Source organism: Aliiglaciecola sp. NS0011-25, assembly GCF_040370605.1.
In the GTDB taxonomy this organism is placed as follows: Bacteria; Pseudomonadota; Gammaproteobacteria; order Enterobacterales; family Alteromonadaceae; genus Aliiglaciecola; species Aliiglaciecola lipolytica_A.
In genome coordinates this window covers 99,334-119,206 of the sequence record NZ_BAABWR010000014.1, presented here as the reverse complement: position 1 = coordinate 119,206, position 19,873 = coordinate 99,334, and the positions used below count along the sequence as shown (strand labels likewise).

Annotated in this window: 15 protein-coding genes; 6 read left to right on the top strand and 9 right to left on the bottom strand. The window is 39.9% G+C overall.

Going from position 1 to position 19,873, the window contains the following annotated elements:
• Positions 1 to 9: 9 nt before the first annotated feature.
• From ABWV72_RS13595 to ffh, 4 genes are all read right to left on the bottom strand, one after another.
• Positions 10 to 171, bottom strand: a complete 162-nt coding sequence (locus tag ABWV72_RS13595) for a hypothetical protein (RefSeq protein WP_353371148.1) — start codon at positions 169 to 171, stop codon at positions 10 to 12.
• Positions 172 to 200: 29 nt separating this feature from the next.
• Entirely contained in the window at positions 201 to 395 is a 195-nt protein-coding gene (locus ABWV72_RS13590; protein WP_216048325.1) for a hypothetical protein, read from the bottom strand.
• Between the two features lie 388 nt (positions 396 to 783).
• Positions 784 to 1,341 carry a CHRD domain-containing protein gene (locus tag ABWV72_RS13585; RefSeq protein ID WP_216048324.1) on the bottom strand — a complete coding sequence of 186 codons (558 nt, stop codon included), beginning with the start codon at positions 1,339 to 1,341 and terminating at the stop codon, positions 784 to 786.
• Positions 1,342 to 1,662: 321 nt separating this feature from the next.
• Positions 1,663 to 3,069: a signal recognition particle protein gene (gene ffh / locus ABWV72_RS13580; protein ID WP_342804661.1), complete on the bottom strand. Its 1,407-nt coding sequence runs from the start codon at positions 3,067 to 3,069 to the stop codon at positions 1,663 to 1,665.
• A gap of 172 nt (positions 3,070 to 3,241) precedes the next feature.
• Between ffh and ABWV72_RS13575 the strand changes: the two genes are divergently transcribed.
• Positions 3,242 to 4,033, top strand: coding sequence for a cytochrome C assembly family protein (locus ABWV72_RS13575; RefSeq protein WP_216048322.1), 792 nt, complete (start codon positions 3,242 to 3,244; stop codon positions 4,031 to 4,033).
• Between the two features lie 79 nt (positions 4,034 to 4,112).
• Positions 4,113 to 5,405, top strand: a complete 1,293-nt coding sequence (locus ABWV72_RS13570; RefSeq protein WP_216048321.1) for an HlyC/CorC family transporter — start codon at positions 4,113 to 4,115, stop codon at positions 5,403 to 5,405.
• 37 nt (positions 5,406 to 5,442) lie between these two features.
• Here the strand turns inward: ABWV72_RS13570 and ABWV72_RS13565 are convergent, their stop codons facing one another.
• Together ABWV72_RS13565 and sixA are read right to left on the bottom strand one after the other, a co-directional pair.
• Positions 5,443 to 5,622: a hypothetical protein gene (locus ABWV72_RS13565; protein WP_216048320.1), complete on the bottom strand. Its 180-nt coding sequence runs from the start codon at positions 5,620 to 5,622 to the stop codon at positions 5,443 to 5,445.
• A 74-nt stretch (positions 5,623 to 5,696) separates the two neighbouring features.
• Positions 5,697 to 6,176: a phosphohistidine phosphatase SixA gene (sixA, locus tag ABWV72_RS13560; protein WP_216048319.1), complete on the bottom strand. Its 480-nt coding sequence runs from the start codon at positions 6,174 to 6,176 to the stop codon at positions 5,697 to 5,699.
• A 355-nt stretch (positions 6,177 to 6,531) separates the two neighbouring features.
• On the opposite strand from sixA, the gene ABWV72_RS13555 reads away from it, so the two are divergent.
• The 3 genes from ABWV72_RS13555 to ABWV72_RS13545 all read left to right on the top strand — a co-directional run bounded on the left by ABWV72_RS13555 (position 6,532) and on the right by ABWV72_RS13545 (position 14,671).
• Entirely contained in the window at positions 6,532 to 9,297 is a 2,766-nt protein-coding gene (locus tag ABWV72_RS13555) for an insulinase family protein (RefSeq protein WP_353371143.1), read from the top strand.
• Positions 9,298 to 9,607: 310 nt separating this feature from the next.
• Positions 9,608 to 14,092, top strand: coding sequence for an EAL domain-containing protein (locus tag ABWV72_RS13550; RefSeq protein WP_502902145.1), 4,485 nt, complete (start codon positions 9,608 to 9,610; stop codon positions 14,090 to 14,092).
• A gap of 348 nt (positions 14,093 to 14,440) precedes the next feature.
• Positions 14,441 to 14,671 (top strand): hypothetical protein, encoded by a 231-nt coding sequence (locus ABWV72_RS13545; RefSeq protein ID WP_303499101.1) that lies wholly within the window; start codon positions 14,441 to 14,443, stop codon positions 14,669 to 14,671.
• Between the two features lie 79 nt (positions 14,672 to 14,750).
• On the opposite strand, the gene ABWV72_RS13540 is transcribed toward ABWV72_RS13545, so the two are convergent.
• The 3 genes from ABWV72_RS13540 to fadI form a co-directional block, all read right to left on the bottom strand.
• The gene (locus ABWV72_RS13540) at positions 14,751 to 14,948 is read right to left on the bottom strand and encodes a hypothetical protein (RefSeq protein WP_216048316.1); all 198 of its coding nucleotides are present in this window, start codon (positions 14,946 to 14,948) and stop codon (positions 14,751 to 14,753) included.
• Positions 14,949 to 15,140: 192 nt separating this feature from the next.
• Positions 15,141 to 17,330: a fatty acid oxidation complex subunit alpha FadJ gene (gene fadJ / locus ABWV72_RS13535; protein WP_216048315.1), complete on the bottom strand. Its 2,190-nt coding sequence runs from the start codon at positions 17,328 to 17,330 to the stop codon at positions 15,141 to 15,143.
• Between the two features lie 10 nt (positions 17,331 to 17,340).
• Positions 17,341 to 18,651 carry an acetyl-CoA C-acyltransferase FadI gene (gene fadI / locus ABWV72_RS13530; RefSeq protein ID WP_216048314.1) on the bottom strand — a complete coding sequence of 437 codons (1,311 nt, stop codon included), beginning with the start codon at positions 18,649 to 18,651 and terminating at the stop codon, positions 17,341 to 17,343.
• Between the two features lie 255 nt (positions 18,652 to 18,906).
• Here fadI and ABWV72_RS13525 point away from each other — a divergent pair, with 255 nt between their 5' ends.
• Positions 18,907 to 19,863, top strand: coding sequence for an AAA family ATPase (locus tag ABWV72_RS13525; protein ID WP_216048313.1), 957 nt, complete (start codon positions 18,907 to 18,909; stop codon positions 19,861 to 19,863).
• Positions 19,864 to 19,873: the final 10 nt, after the last annotated feature.

The following is a 19,873-nucleotide window of genomic DNA, read 5'->3' as shown; positions in this document are numbered from 1 at the left end:
AAACGCAGTTTAATTAGCCTCGGAAAACACGTCTAACCCAAGCTCTTGCCAGCGCTGTTTAAACTCAGTTCGCTCTATTTCAAGTAATTGTTCATACGTATTCATCTTTTCTTGATAAGCAGATGTCTGGGTAATTTGGTAATGACTAGGCAAATACTTTAAATTTTCCATCAAATAATAATCCTTCACCTCGACAGTTTCTAATAACTCATTGGCCAGGCTATTTCCCCCTGTTCTGCCAACAAAATGGCATAATAGGCGTCTCTGGTGGTGGAATAAAAGTTGAGTTTACCCCATGCAGTGAAAACCCTATGCAGTTGAGCATCAATCTGTTTGGCATCTTCAACTAAACCACTGATCCGAAAACTATTGGTAATACCGATTAAATTTAACATGAAATAGTAACTCCTCCTTTTTAAGTAATCTTCAGCAGCACCATAACAATATAAGAGGAAATCTGTTACGCGGTGCTCAATTGTACAAACAATAGAAGTAGATTCAATCTGCAGACAGGATGCCAACTAAAGCGAAAAAAATTAACATTGCTGTTCTGCAAAAACCAGCAATAGACGTGACCTCATCTTATGTATTTATTCCGTTGTGGATTAAATTGCTATTTGAGACGAAATTTAGTCGTAATACCAGAATACAATTTGCCGAATAAATTAGTGGTGAAAATGGTTAAACTTAGGTGTTTTGACTCTAAGCAGCTAAAAAACTACAGATGGAGGTTCCCCCCCATCTTTTAATAATTTAGCTAATTTTGTACATCAACACAGTTAGCTAACAACCCCTTTTATTGCGACTCATTACAAATAACATACCCGTCACGAATAAAAACCACGTTGCCGGCTCAGGCATTACGGTTAATTGGCCGCGCAATTCACCACCATTAAAGTTTTGAGTATGTAAGTTAATGTAGACATTACCAGCCATGAGTTGCTCAGCTAGAGCATCGGTAAGCGGGTTGGTGACATCATCGAAACGCCAGTCGCCCATAATTGAGCCTGAGGTTGTCCCGAGAAAAGTAAAAGTGTCAGTGTCAAAGAGGTGAATCACTCCTCCATTTGCCCCCAGAGGTGCGTTGTGAAAATGTCCACCACCAGCTATATCAATAATTGGCGAGCTTAAATCCATATAATCTATTTGATAGTTAAATACATAGGAACCTGACATTCCACTAAGCTCCCCCATCGCCATGCCAGAGGCTGTGGTTACAATGGATGGAACTTCCTGCTCCCCTTCCAAGGTTGCTGAAAACATGAAACTAGCATTGGCTAAATAAGAGAAAGTAGAAAGAAGTAGCACGTAAGAGATCTTTATCATGAATTTAATTTTCATAATATTATCCTGGGTTAAATGGTGATTAAAAAACAAGCAATTAATCAGCCAATTTTTTTTACCTTCGTTATTAGTAGGTTGCAAATCATCAATTGGCAAAGTGTTAAAAAGGGTGACAGTTTTAAGGTTTGTTAGGCCGCTAAACGAAGCAAAATGTAAACGGGGATTTAAAGCATCAAACAGTATTTTTCGGTGAAAAAAGGCTAGATATGAAATTAGCGCGAAATGAATATTTAACAGCTGTGATAAGAGTTAATTGTTATTGCTGATATTCACACAGATTGCTGGAGGATATTCCTCCAGCTTAAAAACGAAAGGTAATTAACGCTTGGGTGGGAACATTCCGCCCATACCGCCAGGACCAGGTCCCCCCATTCCACCACCTGGTGGCATCATGCCCTTCATGCTACGCATCATTTTTTTCATGCCGCCACCGGACATTTTTTTCATCATCTTTTGCATTTGCATAAACTGCTTGAGCAAGCGATTGACGTCTTGAATTTGCGTTCCAGAGCCTTGGGCTATGCGACGTTTACGTGATCCTTTAATAATATCCGGACGCTGACGTTCACCAGGAGTCATGGAATTAATAATGGCTTCCATTTGCGTGAACTGCTTGTCGTTGGCTTTTTCTTTCATTTGCGCAGTCATGTTACCCATGCCAGGCAATTTATCCATCATGCCCATCATGCCACCCATGTTGCGCATTTGTTCTAACTGCTCTTTAAAATCTTGCAGATCGAAGCCTTTTCCTTTTTGAACCTTCTTGGCCAGTTTTTGCGCTTTGTCTTTGTCAACTTTGCGCTCAACTTCTTCAATAAGGCTCAGTACATCCCCCATCCCTAATATGCGAGAAGCAATTCGCTCAGGGTGGAAAGGTTCTAAGGCATCGAGCTTTTCGCCCATACCAATAAATTTAATTGGTTTACCGGTAATATGACGAACCGATAATGCTGCACCACCTCGAGCATCACCATCAGCCTTGGTCAGAATCACCCCAGTTAACGGTATCGCTTCATTAAAAGCTTTAGCCGTATTGGCTGCATCTTGTCCCGTCATGGCGTCTACCACAAACAAGGTTTCGACTGGTTTTACCGCTTCGTGGAGGTTTTTGATTTCCCCCATCATTTCATTATCAACGTGTAAGCGACCCGCGGTATCGACAATCAATACATCAAAAAATTGCTTTTTAGCGTGATCAATTGCGGCATTGGCAATATCGATAGGACGTTGCAGTGAACTGGATGGGAAAAAGCCCACATCTAAATCTTCGGCAAGGGTTTGCAGTTGCTTAATCGCCGCTGGACGGTAAACATCGGCACTGACCACCAAGACTTTTTTCTTTTCACGTTCTTTTAGGTATTTTGCAAGCTTACCGACACTGGTGGTTTTACCCGCACCTTGAAGACCGGCCATCAAAATAACCGCTGGAGGCTGCGCCGCTAGATTGAGGCTTTCGTTAGCGGCCCCCATAACTGATTCAAGTTCAGATTGGACAATTTTGATGAAAACCTGTCCAGGCTTAAGACTTTTAGTAACCTCAGTACCCACTGCGCGCTCTTTAACCTGCGCAACAAAATCACGCACTACGGGTAAAGCTACGTCAGCTTCAAGTAAAGCCATTCTGACTTCACGCAAAGTTTCTTTGATATTATCTTCGGTTAATCGGCCTTTACCGCTAATGTCTCTAAGCGTTTTACCTAAACGTTCTGTGAGGTTCTCAAACATAATTCTATTATTTCCTATTTCTGATAGTCAGGATTATACCTAATGTATTTGAATATAAGAACCTTACTATTAAGAAGATTTATTTGGGCTGATCTAATATATACGGTAAACTTATCCCGTTTTCTAACTCTAACTGTTTGAATTACTACTACTTACCATAGGGCTTTTAAAAGTGTTAATACAAATTGTCTGCATCGTTTTTTATCTGTTCGCCGCAGGCTGGGTAACCTCTCGCTTATTTCATCACCAAGGTCCGAACCCTAAACTGATGATAATACCGGCTTTTTTAGCCTTAACAACGCATCTATATCTGTTAATTGAAGCCCTCAATCAAGCTCCAGGTGCGAATATGAGCATGCTCAATGTTGCGTCATTAATTGCTTGGTTAGTAACAGTAACTATGACGGTCGCATCATTTGCTTTGGCTACCGCGATTTTAATGCCTGTTGTATTCGGTTTTTCTGCCCTAATAGTATTGCTTGGTGCGTTGATCCCAGAAGTACATATCATGCAAATTCAACTGCAACCGGACTTGGTGATTCATATTACCTTGGCTCTTCTGGCTTATGGCTGTCTAATTATTGCGGTTTTATATGCCCTTCAATTGGCTTATATAAATGAACGTCTAAAACAGAAAAAAACATCTCTTTTGCATTCTTCGCTACCTCCTTTGATGACAGTTGAGACAATATTTTTTAAATTATTGTTAGCTGGAACCATACTTTTGACCTTATCATTGATCAGCGGTTTCGTATTTCTTGATAATATGTGGGCAAAAGAACAAGCGCATAAAACCATATTGTCAGTAATCGCGTGGATAATATTTTCAGTTACTGCAATAGGTCATCACAAGTGGGGATGGCGCGGAAAACCGGTTATATCGGCAACCTTAGTTGGCGCTTTCTTACTAACATTGGCTTATTTTGGTAGTCGTTTTGTGAAAGAAGTTATACTTGGCTCGTGAAGTATTTAAATATTCAGCTTGAATACTGATGAAGATAAACATACATTCATACCTGAACCTTAATATAGGAACAATTTAGTTGGACGACATCTCGACGAGTACGTTAATAACTCTGCTCGGCATTCTGATATTTCTTTCTGCATATTTCTCAAGTTCTGAAACAGGAATGATGTCTATTAACCGATATCGCCTGAAACACCTTGAAAATGAAGGCCACAAAGGTGCGCTTCGTGTAACCAAGTTACTATCGCGACCGGATAGATTAATTGGCCTGATCCTGATTGGCAATAACCTAGTTAATATTGCTGCTGCATCTGTAGCAACCATTTTATGCTTGCGTTTGTTCGGTGATGTTTGGGGTTTAGCCATCGCCAACTTCGGTTTAACCTTTGTGATTCTGATTTTTGCTGAAGTCACACCAAAAACCGTGGCCGCTCTGTATCCTGAGAAAATTGCCTTCCCTAGTTCGATTATTCTATTACCCCTAATGTTCCTGTTATATCCCTTGGTATACCTTATCAACGGAATTTGTAATGGATTATTAATGTTGTTGCGGGTTAATCCGGTCAACAATGATGGTAAAAATTTAAGTCGAGAAGAGCTACGCACAGTTGTGCATGAAGCCGGTGCCTTGATCCCTCAGAAGCACCAAGAAATGCTAGTCGGTATTTTAGATTTAGAAAAAGTTACCGCTGAAGACATTATGATCCCACGTAGTGAAATTGTATCGATTGATATTAATGACGAATGGAAGGATATTCAGCGCCAATTAGTCAACGCACAACACACTCGTGTGCTGTTGTATCGAGACAGTATTGACGATGCAGTTGGCTTTGTTCACATGCGTGACGCATTAAGATTGTTGTCTAAAGATCAATTTACAAAGGCGAGCCTGTTGCGTGCAGTGCGAGAAATTTACTTCACTCCAGAATCAACACCTCTGCACACCTTAATGTATCAATTTCAAGCGGCCAAAGAACGAATTGGTTTAGTCGTTGATGAATACGGCGATATACAAGGCTTAGTCACACTTGAAGATATCCTAGAAGAAATTATTGGTGATTTCACCACTAGTATTGCGCCAGATCATTCCAAAGAAGCAAATATTCAACAAGATGGCAGTGTCTTGGTTGATGGCAGTGCTAACCTTAGAGAATTGAATAAAGAAATGGATTGGCATTTTCCGACCGAAGGTCCAAAAACACTAAATGGACTTATATTAGAGCACTTAGAAGACATTCCAGACGCAAACATCAGTGTTCGTCTTTATGGTTATCCTATAGAGGTTATTGAAATTAAAGATAACATGGTGAAAACCGTGAGAGTATTACCAGCTTATTACAGCATGCCACCTGAAGAAGACACGAATTAACCGTAAATTTTCCTAGCGCGTAAAATTACTTTCCGTATTAAGATTGTTTTTGTGCACGCTTGAGTAGGATGGCTTGCTTCATTTTCTCTACGTTTTCGTTAAGTTTTGCTAAGCGCACGTAAATATTCTCCAACTCATCATCATGAGTTAGTTGCGATTGTTCCACGTGCTGCTGCAATGCCTGCTGTAAGTAAGCAGGTAAACTTTTACTAGACATAGGCCTCCCCTCAGATTTTTATCGGAATAAAACGCAAAAACTGTAGGATATTGAAGCGGAATTTAGCAGATATATTATTTAGGGGTGTATGTTTTAACGATGTGACCTTTCGACTCTTCAACATTATAGTCAATACAAACAATTGTACCGGTAGAAAACATTCTCAATTCATCTATTTCACACATCTCATCAACCAGATAACTGACAAATGGCATATGGCTAACTAAAAGCAATCCAGTAACATTTGGGTGTTGTTCAGCAAATTGGTCAATAGAATAATGTAATGCCTGACAATTGCCGCTAGGCACTAAATCTGAATTAGAGCGTATATCAACAATCTTTGTCGCAAGGTTTACTTGCTGAAATGTTTGTTGCGCCCTTACAAATGGGCTCACCATGGCGTGGCTTAGTGGTACCTTTGACTCTTCTGCAAACGATTGCAGCCAATTCCCACTTTGCTTAGCCTGAGAAATACCATAGTCATTTAACGGTCTTAATTGATCATTTTGCAAAGATGGTTTGGCTTCACCATGGCGCATCACAAAAATGTACATAATTGGTCCATATTACGAGAGCTTTCAACACAAACTATTGTGCAGATTGTTATGAATATCAATATTGCCTGAATTCAATTTCATATAGTAGAGTCGAAATGCAATAAAAACGATATGTTTTAGAGGTTTATTTTTTAATTTAGACAAAATAGCTGTTAAGGGTAAGTTAACTACTCATTTATTGAGATTTAAAGTCGATATGAATAATTAAGCACGAAAAATAAACAGGTTCAATTCGTTTCTACTTTTTCATTTTTCCAATTCGTCATTTTTTAATAAACAAATTCAGCCAGTTTATTTAAAAAAATTTTTATTGAGTTATGCTTGTTATCAAACTTCCAAGAAGGTGATCTAGTTGCAGCTAAGTATAAACGACAAACGGGCCTATCTACAGGTTACACTTGCCAATGGCCTGCGAGTATTATTAGTGAATGATGCTGATTGTCGAAAATCTGCAGCAGCAGTGTGCGTTCAAGCCGGACATTTTGATGATCCGGCTGATATTCATGGCCTAGCCCATTTACTTGAACATATGCTATTTAATGGCAGTGAGATGTTTCAAGATGCAGACAACTTAGATAAATTCCTTTCGCCCCATAGCGGCAGTGTTAACGCTTATACCGGCACGGAATTTTCGAATTACCATTTCGATGTATCACATACATATTTGCCAAAGGGGCTGCAGCGGTTTGCTGACATGCTGTTTAACCCGCTATTTAGCAAAAAGGCAATCGACAAAGAAATAAAAGCCATTGATGCTGAGTTCAACTTAAAAATACATGACGATTTACGACGCCTCTACCAAGTACACAAAGAAACATGCAATCCAAATCACCCATTTAGTAAATTTTCAGTGGGTAACGGAGAAACGTTCTGCGCGCACTCCATAGAAAAAATTCAAAGTGCGCTAATTGAGCTGCATAAAAAGCACTATATACCCAACAATATGACCTTATGTGTTGTCAGTAACATGTCTTTAGAAGAACAACAAAAATGTGTAGAAGACAGGTTTGGCACAATCAAATCTGGTAGTGATTTTGAGCGCCCCACGCCACCACCTTTGTATTTGCCAAACCAGTTGGGTGTCAAAATAAGTATTAAACCGATCAAAGATGCGCGCCGCTTAATAATTAGTTTCGCATTACCAGACATGCAACATTATTGTGATTCAAAACCACTGGAATTTATTAGTCATTTATTAGGGGATGAGGGTAAAGGTAGTCTACTGACGCATTATAAGCGCATGAATTGGGCGACTAACCTAAGTGCTGGAGGCGGCATCAATGGAACTGGCTTCAAAGATTTTAATGTCAATTTACAACTTACTGAAGTCGGCAAAGACAATATTTCAGAAGTGCTAAATAGTCTATTTTATTACCTCAAGCTCATTCGCAATAATGCACTTGACGAATGGCGCATTAAAGAGAAAGCCATTTTAGGAAAATTGGCTTTTGACCACATCGAAAATGCAAAACCCTTAGATGACGCAGTACAATTTTCCAATTTAATGTTTCACTACCCTGAAGCCGATATTTTAACAGGTGATTATTTAATTACCGATTTTTCAGTGCAACCAATTGAGACTTGCTTAACTTTCATGAGTCCAGAGAATATGCGCTTGAAGTTAATCAGTAAAGACGTGCAAACAAACAAAGTTGCACGTTGGTACGAAACCCCTTATGCGATTGAATCTATAGATGGGAATTTATTAAAAGCACTGTCGACACCTAGCGACCTCGATGACGTTCATTTGCCTCCCCCCAATCCATACATAACAGAATCCTGTGAACTGGTAGACGTGGATGACAAATATCTCTTACCTAGCAAAATTTTGCATGAGCAAAACTTACAGGTATGGTTTGCGCAGGATTCACTGTTTAGTCAACCCAAAGGAGATTGCTTTATTTCGTTTGATTGCGAGGCAGTTACCCAAGGGGCCAAAATTTCGGCCTACAAGCGTTTATGGGTTGCATTGATGGTGGAGCATTTAAACGACCAATTTTACCATGCCGGTGTTGCTGGGTTGCATTATCATTTGTATGCGCATCAAGGTGGTTTTTCTATTCACACAAATGGTTTTTCGCACAACCAACTTGAACTCAGTATAAATATTTTAAATCAAGTGATGGCCGACGTTGATCTAAAACCGCTGTTTGAACAGGTAAAACACAAACAACTTCAAAACTTACAAAATTCACTATTAAATAAACCGATTAACCGTTTGTTTTCGCGGCTTTCAGGCTTAATTCAGCGCTTTACTTATGCGCCACTAGAATTATTACCACTGGTTGAAAATGCCACAATAGAAGATATCTACTGGCTCAAAGAGCAATTATTTAAAAATTACTCGGTTGAGGCGTTTGTGTTTGGCAATTGGACAATGCAACAATCTAAGCAGTTTGCAAGTAGATTGAAAGATATGCCTAAACCTAGTCAAACGGGAAGTCAAATAAAGCGTGAAGTAGTTGATTTAAAGCATACTATTCACTATAAAAATCAGGTAATGAGTCAACACCCAGATTCTGCAGTAGTGCTTTATTTACAAACACCTACAGCCTCAATTAAAGATGTTGCGTTAACCATTTTAGTGGAACAGCTATTGGCCTCACCCTTTTTTCATGAAATTCGAAATGAAAAACAATTAGGTTACTTGGTTGGCAGTGGTTATTTACCCCTTAATCAACACCCCGGCATGGTTTTTTATGCACAATCACCTAATTTCAGCGCGAAACAAATTTTGATTGAAATACAGAGTTTCCTTGCACAAATCACTGCAAGCATAGATGACTATGAAGAAGTTTGGTCGCACGTTAGAACCAGCGTGTCTAAACAGTTGCAAGGTAATGACACCAATCTAACCGCTAAAGCACAAAGGTTATGGCTTGCCATTGGTAACCAAGACCTTGAGTTTAATTTACAGACAGCAATAGCAAAAGCCCTTTTTTCATTAACCTTTGACGACATCAAGACCTTCTGTCAACTACTGATAGCGCCTGCAAATGTTGGGACCCTCGTACTATATTGTTGTGGAGATAAAAATAAGCCGGAAGATATTCCAGCAGATGGCAAAGAGATCGATGATTTAACGGCGTTTAAACATCAAGCAAGTTACATTATCTAAATTTTGAGGTTGCGCAAAGTGACATGGCGCTTAACTACCATCACTTCCAATTTGCATGTTCCTGACTTTTTAAACCAGTATTTTAGAACGGTTTTTAAACGAAAATGTAAATATTTGTTATTTAAACGGTAAAGAAGTCACTCAGAACTTGTACAGTGCACTTAAATTGGGCATATTAGCTACCTTAGTTCGTCACATTGTCATTGCTTTTTATGAAAATAATAATAATAAAAAAACAAAATGCATTTGAGATAGGTGAAACATCGATTTGAGACGATTATTTCAGTCTACTGGGCTAATCGCATTAATCATGCTTTTGTCCTTATCCTATTCTAAATCCTACGCCAATGTAGCAGATATTCAGCTTCGTAATTTCTCGGTGCAACAAGGCCTGTCTCAAAGAACCGTTTTAGATATTATTGAAGATAAAGATGGATACATTTGGTTCGCCACAGTCGATGGCTTGAACCGTTTTGACGGCACAGATTTCAAACAATATACCCCTAAATTACCAGACGAAAAACAGTTTCCCATTGAAGTGATTCGAAAATTATTTATCGATTCCAACAATAACCTATGGTTTTCAAGTATGGGGGCAATTGCCAGGTACCTACCGGAAAAAGATGATTTCCAAGTGTATGGCCGAAAGAACTCTAATTTAAAATCCAATATATTTTGGGCTATTGGTGAAACCAAACAAGGTAAATTACTTTTTTCAGGTGAAACATCACTTTACGAATATAACCCAGAATTAGATGACTTTACTGTCGTTGAATTTAGTAACGGTGCTAAATTAAATGACTCAGTAAGAACTATTTACGCTGAAGACGATATTATTTGGTTAGGTACTGAAAAAAGCGGCATTTATGCTATCGACCCAAAAACTAACTATTTATACAATTTACAAGAGAAAAACCCCTGGAATATTCAGTTAAATGCGAAAACCCTGTTTGATATAGTAAAAATTGATAACCAGTATTGGTTAGGTACTTCGGTTGGCGCTATTGTTTTATCAGAAGATTACCAGATAGAGTTACAACTGGATGCCTTGCGAAATGATCAACTGAAAATTATTAACAACACTGTTCGTACCATAGTACAAAGCGATGATGGCAACGTTTGGTTAGGTACCACAGATGGTATCAGTATTTATGATAGTAGAGAGCAGTCAGTATTTTCCATTGACCGAGATAATGGGAAATACATAGGGTTAATTAACACAATCATTATTAAAGCTTATAAAAGTAGTAATAATTCAATTTGGTTTGGTACACATGCGGCAGGTCTTTTCCAATATCATAAATTGTTTTCCGCGATTAAACATTTCAAAATAGTTAATGATAATTTGCCGGGCATTAGTAATAGTGTCTGGGGGTTTGCAGATAACGGTGATAAAACTATATGGATAGCTCCGTTAAGTGGAGGAGTCAGTCTATATAATATCCAAACAGGTGAATTTAGACGCTTTTTGCAAGAATCCACTACTCTCGTCTGGGATGTGGAGGTTGATGCAGAAAAACGCTTGTGGCTGGCCACTGATACCGGTATTCATGTTTATGAATTCAAAGATGACAATTTAAATCATGTAAAAACGTTATTTTCAGGAACACCGATAACCGAATTAGAGCCGATGCAAGAGCAGTTCTGGGTAAAAGACATTAAGGAGCATTCTTTTTTAGTCGATGCTAAAGACCTAGCCAAAACGCCAACAAAAATATCTTATAAAGGCTTGAATAGTGGAGTGATAGCCCAACTGCTTTTAGATAGCCAAAACAATATATGGCTAAAAACTGATGCAGGCATTGTTGTTACCGATCAAAACTACGCAAACTCTACTCGTATCTTATTACAAAACAATTTAGACGAAGATCAACCCGTGGTTTATAACGTTCATGAAACGGCTGATGCGTTTTGGGCGTCCACAGGAAAACACGGAATTTTCAAACTTGATAAAAAAACATATGCCCCGATAGAACAGATCCACCCCCGTGGATATAACGTGAGAGGCATTGTCGTAAATTCCGTACTAGATACCCAAAATCAAACATCGGTATGGCAATGTAGTCAATCAGAAATTTGGCAAATTTCATTGGAAACAGGTGAGATATTACAGTTAATTCCTCGACAAACTTTGGATTACAATGATTTGAACCAAGGCGCCACCTTGATGACAGCAGAAGGTATGTTGTTTTTTGGTGGCACAGATGGCTTCCATGTTTTTAATCCCCAAAAACTCACAGATTTAACGCTGGGAAATAGCGGAACAGCATCCCCCTTACCAACTTTAAGTCCGCCCAAAATCACTGAATTATGGATTCACAATAAACCTGTGGCTATCGGTGTTGAAGGCTCGCCATTAACTAAACCCTTGAGTTTAACTAGTTCTATCTCTTTGTCTTACGAAAACATTCCATTTACTTTGTATTTCGATCATATCAATTCGTTGTATCAAAATGAGTTGAACTATCGTTATCGATTACTGGGTTGGCGAGATACCTGGATTGAAACCGGCAATAATGGAAGGTTTGCTTCCTTTTCCATTGAAACCTATGGAAACCATGTTTTTGAAGTCCAAGGACGTATTGGTGATGGGCCTTGGTCCAAGACCGCAAGACTTAACATAATGATTTCACCGCCGCTTTGGCTAGATACACCAGCCATGGCGTTGTATGGATTGTCAGCCATTCTTGTATTATTGCTGATGTTACGGCAATACAGGCGTAAACTGGCGGTACAAAATGCCATTAAAGAAAGTGAAGAACGTCTAAAGCTTACCCTTTGGAGCAGTGGAGATGAACTCTGGGATTGGGATGTTTACCGAGGGCAGGTATATCGTGCCAATACATGGGGAACGATGGATTTTCCACAAGACGACATTCGTTCGAACAGTTCCTATCAAGCCAATATCCATCCCAATGATATGTTACGGGTTCAAGAAGCGCTAAAGACCCACATCGATAAAAAATCGGACTATTTCCAAGTTACCTATCGAGCTCGCACATTTAAAGGTGATTGGGTTTGGATTTTAGATAGAGGGATGATTGTCAAGCGGGATAATAATGATCAGCCGATTAGGATGACTGGTACCCTTAAGAATATCAGTCATTTAAAACAAGCCGAAGAACAGCTTAAACTTTACGAACGTTCAATTGAAACCATTTCTGACGGTGTGTTTATTGCCGATACAACCTTCCGCTTTATTTCAGTTAATCAGTCTTATTGTAATTACACCGGTGAAACCCGTGAGCAGGGTTTAGCTAGCTATCTTAAATTCAATCAATACCCGGAAGCTTTCACCGAGGAAGTGAAAAAAGCACTGCGTCAAAAAGGCAATTGGAATGGCGAAGTTGAATCTAGACGCGCCAATGGCGAACGCTATGAAATGGAATTGAATGTCGATGCGATCCATGGAGAAGATGGCAAAACAACTCATTATGTGGGTGTATTTTCGGATATCACTTCTCGTAAAAGCACCGAAAAAGAATTGTTGAAATTGGCCAATACTGACCCACTAACAGAAATGCCCAATCGATCTTTTTTCCAAGCTAGCCATCACAACCTAGTGCGTAAAGATGTGCCCCATGCGTTAGTGTGTTTAGACATGGACAACTTCAAAAAAATCAATGACTCTTTAGGACACCAAACTGGTGATATTTTGATCAAGCAAATTGGTAAAAGGCTGCAAAAAATTACCGGCACCAATGCAACATGTTACCGCTTAGGCGGCGATGAATTTAGTATTCTAGTCGACCGCGAAGAAGATATGCAGCGCATTAACCATTATGCCCAGCGTATTTTAGATCAGATGGCCCACCCGTTTTTGATTAACAAACAAGAATTTGTTTTAGGGGCAAGTGTTGGTATCGCTTTCTATCCTGAAGATGGTACTTCAACTCAAGAGCTGTTAAAAAATTCTGATACTGCGATGTATTTTGCCAAAAATGCTGGCGGCAACAAATACCAATTCTTTAGCGGTGAAATGAACCAAAATGCAGTTCGCCAATTACAAATCGAAAACCTTATCCGCTATGGTTTGAAAGATGACTTGTTCACTGTTTTCTATCAACCTAAAGTTGATATCGCCACCGGCAGACTTGTAAGCATGGAAGCCTTAGTACGTTTTGAACACCCCGACAAAGGTATTGTCAGCCCAGCACAATTTATTCCCTTAGCAGAAGAAACGGGTCAAATCATTGACATTGGCGAGCAAGTACTTCGCAAAGCCTGTGAAGATACTAAACGTTGGGTTTCACAAGGGTTATTCACTGGGCGTGTAGCAGTGAATATCTCGGCTCGGCAATTTGAATTGCCGGATCTTGATGATCGTATTTCCCGTATACTACAAAAAGTAGGCTTATCACCGCTCCATTTAGAGTGTGAGATAACGGAAGGCACGCTAATGCAAAATCCAGAGCAAGCCTTGCAAATGATGCAAAGATTGCGTGAGAAGGGCATACACCTCGCGTTAGACGACTTTGGCACCGGCTATTCATCTTTAGCCTATTTGAAGAAGTTCCCGCTCAATACGCTGAAAATAGATAAAGCTTTTATTGATGACATCGCTATTAGTAGCGTAGACAAACATATGACCGCAGCAATAATTAATATTGCCCACAATCTAGGGTTAAAAGTAGTTGCTGAGGGCGTAGAACAAGAGAAACAGCTCGAAATTCTGAGCCTTTATGATTGTGAAATGTTGCAGGGCTACTTATATAGTAAACCCTTAAATGCCAAAAAGTTTGAAAAACTGTTGGCCGAAAATGTCCACATTAGCCAATTAATCGGCACGAATTAACCTACACTCCGGTTAATTCGTTATCTTCTAGGTATCACCAACCCGCTCGCTTGCTGACTAACAGTCAAAATTCCAACGCCAGAATATCGACTTTTGATATTAGTTGTGGAATTGACGTCCAATGATGAACTCTTAATTTTTAAAAAATCCTGCAAAAACAACAAAAATCCCAAACCATTGAATTATAGGGTTAATTTATCTGAATGTGAGGATTTCAACGCTCTAATCGGTAAAATATTTCAGCAAAAGTTAAAGTTGGCATATTCCTCGCAGATATATAAATGATTGACAAAAAATTGTCAGTTATAAAATTAAAATAATACAGAAGTATCAAAGAGGAACCGAAAGATGTTAAAAGCTTATGCTGTAGCACTAATGCTAACTACGACACCTACAAGCGCAAACTTAGATGGTGCCAATATAACCGAACAGCAAAAAACTGTATCGACTAGTTCAGACAAAGTCCTTAAGCCTGGTGGCGGTATTGGATTCGACACTAACAAGGTTCTTAAGCCTGGTGGCGGTATCGGATTCGATAATAATAAGGTTCTTAAGCCTGGTGGCGGTATTGGTTTTTAAGTGCTAATGCATTGGATTTTAGAATATGACAAGGACAGTATTTGAAAAAAGAGAGGTTATCCTCTCTTTTTTTTATGCCCTACACTCTTAGCAGAGAATTATTAAAACCACGAGATTGACGCAAAGCGACTCGTTGAGAAATTGAAAACATTGGTAAGATCATGGGACCAAACATAAGCCCTGCTAACGCCCACTTTTTAGCTGGTAACGCACTTTTGAAAGCTTCAACATAGTAATATACGCTAAACACTAAACAACTTATTATCGCTAAAATCATTTTCGCCCGCCTATGCATAGTTTCAATCGCGCAAATTATACTCAAGCAAACTTACAAAACTAGTAGTTTTAGAGGTTTCAACTAAAAAAGCCGAGCAAAGCCCGACTTTTAACAATTTAATTACAAAAACAAACCCTTTAAGTAGACAATTCATTTACCAGTAATTTACATTCCATCAATAGATTCAGCAGCTCAATAGAAGGTTTCATCATTATCCGCCATCTCAACCAGTTTGGTTGCTGGAAGATATCTATCACCGAATTTACTGCTGTAATATTGTAAACGCTCGACAACAAATTTTGCGCCAAGCTTATCCATGTAATGGAAAGGACCACCAAGAAATGGCGGAAAACCAATACCAAAAATAGCGCCAATGTCACCATCTCGTGGATTACGAATCACACCTTCATGCAAACACATTGCCGCTTCATTTAGCATTAACATTACGCAACGTTCAGATATTTCAACTCCGCTCATGCGTTGTTCTGGTTTTATGCCCAAAAGCTCATAAACACTTTCATCAACTTCTTTTCCTGAATTCTTTCCGGAATAAGCGTAAAAACCACGTTTGTTCTTTTTGCCTTTACGATCATCAGCAAGCACCTTATCGAATGCATCTGCTGACTTAAATCGGTCACCAAATTGAGCCATTAAAATAGGTATTATTTTCGTGCCTACATCTATACCAACTTCATCTAACAACTTAACAGGCCCCACTGGGAAACCGAATTTAACTAAGGATTTATCAATATGCTCAATTGGCTCACCGGATAAGAGTATATTTGCCGCTTCATTCATATAAGGAGCTAGAATACGGTTGACGTAAAAGCCAGCTCCATCTTTAACCACAATAGGTGTTTTACCCTGTTTACGAGCCAGCTCCACCGTAGTTGAAATGGTTTTATCTGAGGTTTTATCATGGGCAATAACTTCAGCAAGCGGCATCTTGTCTACCGGTGAAAAGTAATGCAATCCAATAACTTGTTCTGGTCGAGCAGCCTTTTCAGCTATTTGAGCAATGGGAATTGACGATGTGTTAGAGGCAAATATCGTATTTTCATTACAATTCGCCTCTACATCACAGACCATGGACTGTTTTAACGCTAAGTCTTCAAAAACGGCCTCAATCACCACATCGGTATCTTTAAATCCTGCGTAATCAACACTCCCAGTCAATAAAGACATTTGCTGCTGCATTTCAGACTTTCGCATAAACCGGCGTTTAACCTTTTTATTTAAAAGATCAAAGGAGTATTTCATCGCATTAGCGACTCCCTCAGACCGGATATCTTTAATTCTGGCGGGTAACCCTGCTTTAGTAGCGGTAACAAACGCGATACCACCGCCCATCAATCCACCACCTAAGATACCCACTTTTTTCAACTGTCCAGGCTCAACACCGCTAACACCTGTTTCTTTTTTCATTTCCGTAGTTGCGAAAAAGATATTACGCAGTTGTTCAGATTCAGGGGTCATAACCAAATAAGCAAAGTTCTTAGCTTCTACCGCCATCCCTTCCTGTATGCCTTTATCAAAGCCTGTTTCAATACAATCAATAATTAATTCAGGAGCGGGATAATTGCCCTTAGTTTTACTTATGGTTTGTTTTCTTGCTTGTTTGAAAAGAGTATTTCGTCCAATTGACGTTTTTTCTAAGAATTGGCTCGCTAAATTCATTTTAACGGGTGTGCGTTGCGGTTTTGACTTCAACGCCATTTCTGTGGCCACCTCGAGCAGAATCGAACGTGGAACCATATCATCAACAATACCGTATTTTAGTCCTTGCTTAGCTCGTACTGCAGCACCAGTGAGCATCATTTTCATCGCTTGCTGGATACCAATTAATCGCGGCAAACGTTGCGTGCCGCCGCTTCCTGGAAGCAACCCAAGTTGCACCTCAGGCAAGCCCATTTGGGTTATTTTATCGTCAGTACATACTCTTGAATGACAAGCTAAGGCCAACTCAAGACCGCCACCTAGTGCCGGACCATGAATTGCAGCGACAAAATGCACTCGCATGTCTTCTATACGCTGAAAGATTTGTTGTCCGCCTGTGGCAATCGTCTCGACATCCTGAGCAGTCTCACAAGAGGCTAACATACTAATATCAGCACCCGCTATAAAGGAGTTTTCTTTGCCACTGACAACCACCACCCCCTTAATTTTACTATTGCTTTCGATTTCATCTAGCATTACTGAAATTTGATCTGCAAATTCCATTTTTAGCGTGTTCATCGACTCGCCAGGCACATCAATAGTTAATATAGCAACGCCATTGTCTTGTAGATCTAGAGTAAAGGCGCTATTTTGCTGAGATACTTTAGTCTCTTCAGATACTTGGCCCGCTTGAGTTAGTTCAGTTTCTTTATTCGCATTATCCACGTAATTCCCCTTACTCTGTTTCAACAATCATTGCAGCACCAAGGCCACCTGCAGCACACGCAGTCACTAAACCTGCACCACCGCCTTTGCGGTTAAGATCATTTAGCATTTGAGTGATCATCCGCGTACCGGTTGCTGCAAATGGGTGTCCGTAAGCAATTGAACTTCCCATTTGATTGAACTTGTCCATATCTATTTCACCAGTGGCTTTACTTCGCCCTAGCTTTTCTTGTGCAAATTTGTCGCTTGCAAACATTTTGATATTTGCCAGTGTTTGCGCAGCGAACGCTTCATGCATTTCTATTAATGTTAGGTCGTTTAAGGTCATCCCTGCTCTGTCCAATGCAATTGGTGACGCATAAGATGGTCCCATCAACATATCTTCCCAAACGTCTATGGCAGCAAACGCATAACTACGAATGTACCCTAACGGTTTATAGCCTAATTCTTTTGCGCGGCTTTCCGTCATCATCACGATTGCAGATGCGCCATCGGTTAATGGTGTTGCATTGGCAGCGGTTACTGTACCGTGTTTTTTATCAAAAACAGGGCGAAGCTTGGCATAGCCTTCTAACGTTGAATCGAAGCGCACATTGTTATCTTTTTCCAATGCCCCTTTGTATGGTTCGGCGTAAGCTGTCATGACTTCATCGTCTAAAAAGCCTTCATTCCAGCTCTTAGCTGCCAAGGAATGAGAACGATGAGCTAAGGCATCTTGTTCCTGTCGTGAAATGTTATGGGTTTTAGCCATTTGCTCGGCTGTCTGTCCCATTGATAAACCAGTGGAATATTCAGCTACTGCGGGCGGAACAGGCAATAAATCTTTGAATCCAAGCTTTTTAAACACATTCCACTTCTGACCAAGTGTTTTGGTTTTTTGCAGATCGGTAAGCGCTCTAGCAAGAGGTTTTGAAACCCCAATAGGCGACACTGAAGTTGAGTCAGCTCCGCCAGCAATACCAACGGCGATGTTTCCTGCCATCATAGATTCAGCAATATTGACTGTGGCTTGAAAACTAGTCGCACAAGCTCTGGAAACGGAATACGCATCAGTATGCACGTTCATGCCAGTGCCAAGTACAATTTCTCTAGCAATGTTTGGCGCTTCAGGCATTTGCACAACTTGGCCATAAACAAGTTGCTCCACTAAATTGGGATCCAAATTATTGCGTGTAATCATCTCGTTGACGACTAATTTCCCCAAATCAACAGCGGGTACGCCATGAAAATAAGTCGCCATTTTCGCAAAAGGAGTCCGTAGACCCGCCACTATAGCGATCCTATCGCCACTGCGAGTAGTAACTGTTTGTTTTGCTGACATTATTTGTCCTCGTATTTTTGCCGGCCAGAGTGGTCTGACCTGTAATGTATGAGCCAATTGTACAGAGTGTTAGATAAAATTCAAATTCTAGTTAACAAATTAGCTTTTCGCATAGATTCCCGATTAATTTGGCAATTTGTAACATTGTATTTCGAAAAGGGAACCTTATATAAAAGGATGTGTCACTATGTAGCACCAAATGCACATCGCATTTATCTGATGTACACCCTTTTTCATCGTAGTTAGGACAAATTAATGGCAGTTGAACAATTCAAGCGATTACAAGCGTATCTTGATTCGCAGGTGATCGGACAAAACAACCTAACCCACAACATTATGATCGCCTTGTTGGCAAATGGGCATTTGTTGGTTGAAGGCCCTCCAGGTTTGGCTAAAACACGAGCGGTAAATGCTTTAGCGCAGGGGATTGAAGGTGATTTTCACCGTGTTCAATTTACGCCCGACCTGCTTCCTGCCGATTTGACCGGGACTGATATTTATCGTCCTGAAACCGGAGAGTTCGTTTTTCAGAAAGGTCCTTTGTTCCATAACTTAGTACTTGCTGACGAAATCAACCGAGCACCGGCTAAGGTTCAATCAGCATTACTTGAAGCCATGGCAGAAAAACAAATCACCGTGGGTAATAAGACCTACCCTCTTTCAGATTTATTTTTGGTAATGGCAACTCAGAACCCGATTGAACAAGAAGGTACCTATCCATTACCTGAAGCTCAGCTAGACCGCTTTTTAATGCACTTAGAAATTGATTATCCTGGGGCCGAGACAGAGTTAGAGATTTTGCGTTTAACGCGGGATGAAGCCATTGGCAGTCAAAAAATCAATTCTGATATTATGAATCAAGCGGATATTTTTGCGGCACGTAAAGAAGTATTGCAGATTCATTTAGCAGAATCTTTAGAAAAGTATCTTGTAGAGCTCATCATTGCCACTCGGACACCGGAAAAATATGATCCACAACTGGCTAATTGGATTGAATTTGGAGCCAGTCCACGGGCAACCATTGCGTTAGATAAGTGCGCAAGAGCACATGCTTGGTTAATGGGGAGAGACTTTGTGGGTCCCGATAATATTCGTGCAGTATTCCACAATGTATTACGCCACAGGTTATTACTAAGCTATGAAGCCGAGGCTGAAGGCGTCGATGCGAATCAGCTATTAGACCGTATTTTAACGCTTGTTCCAGTACCATAGACCTTATCCT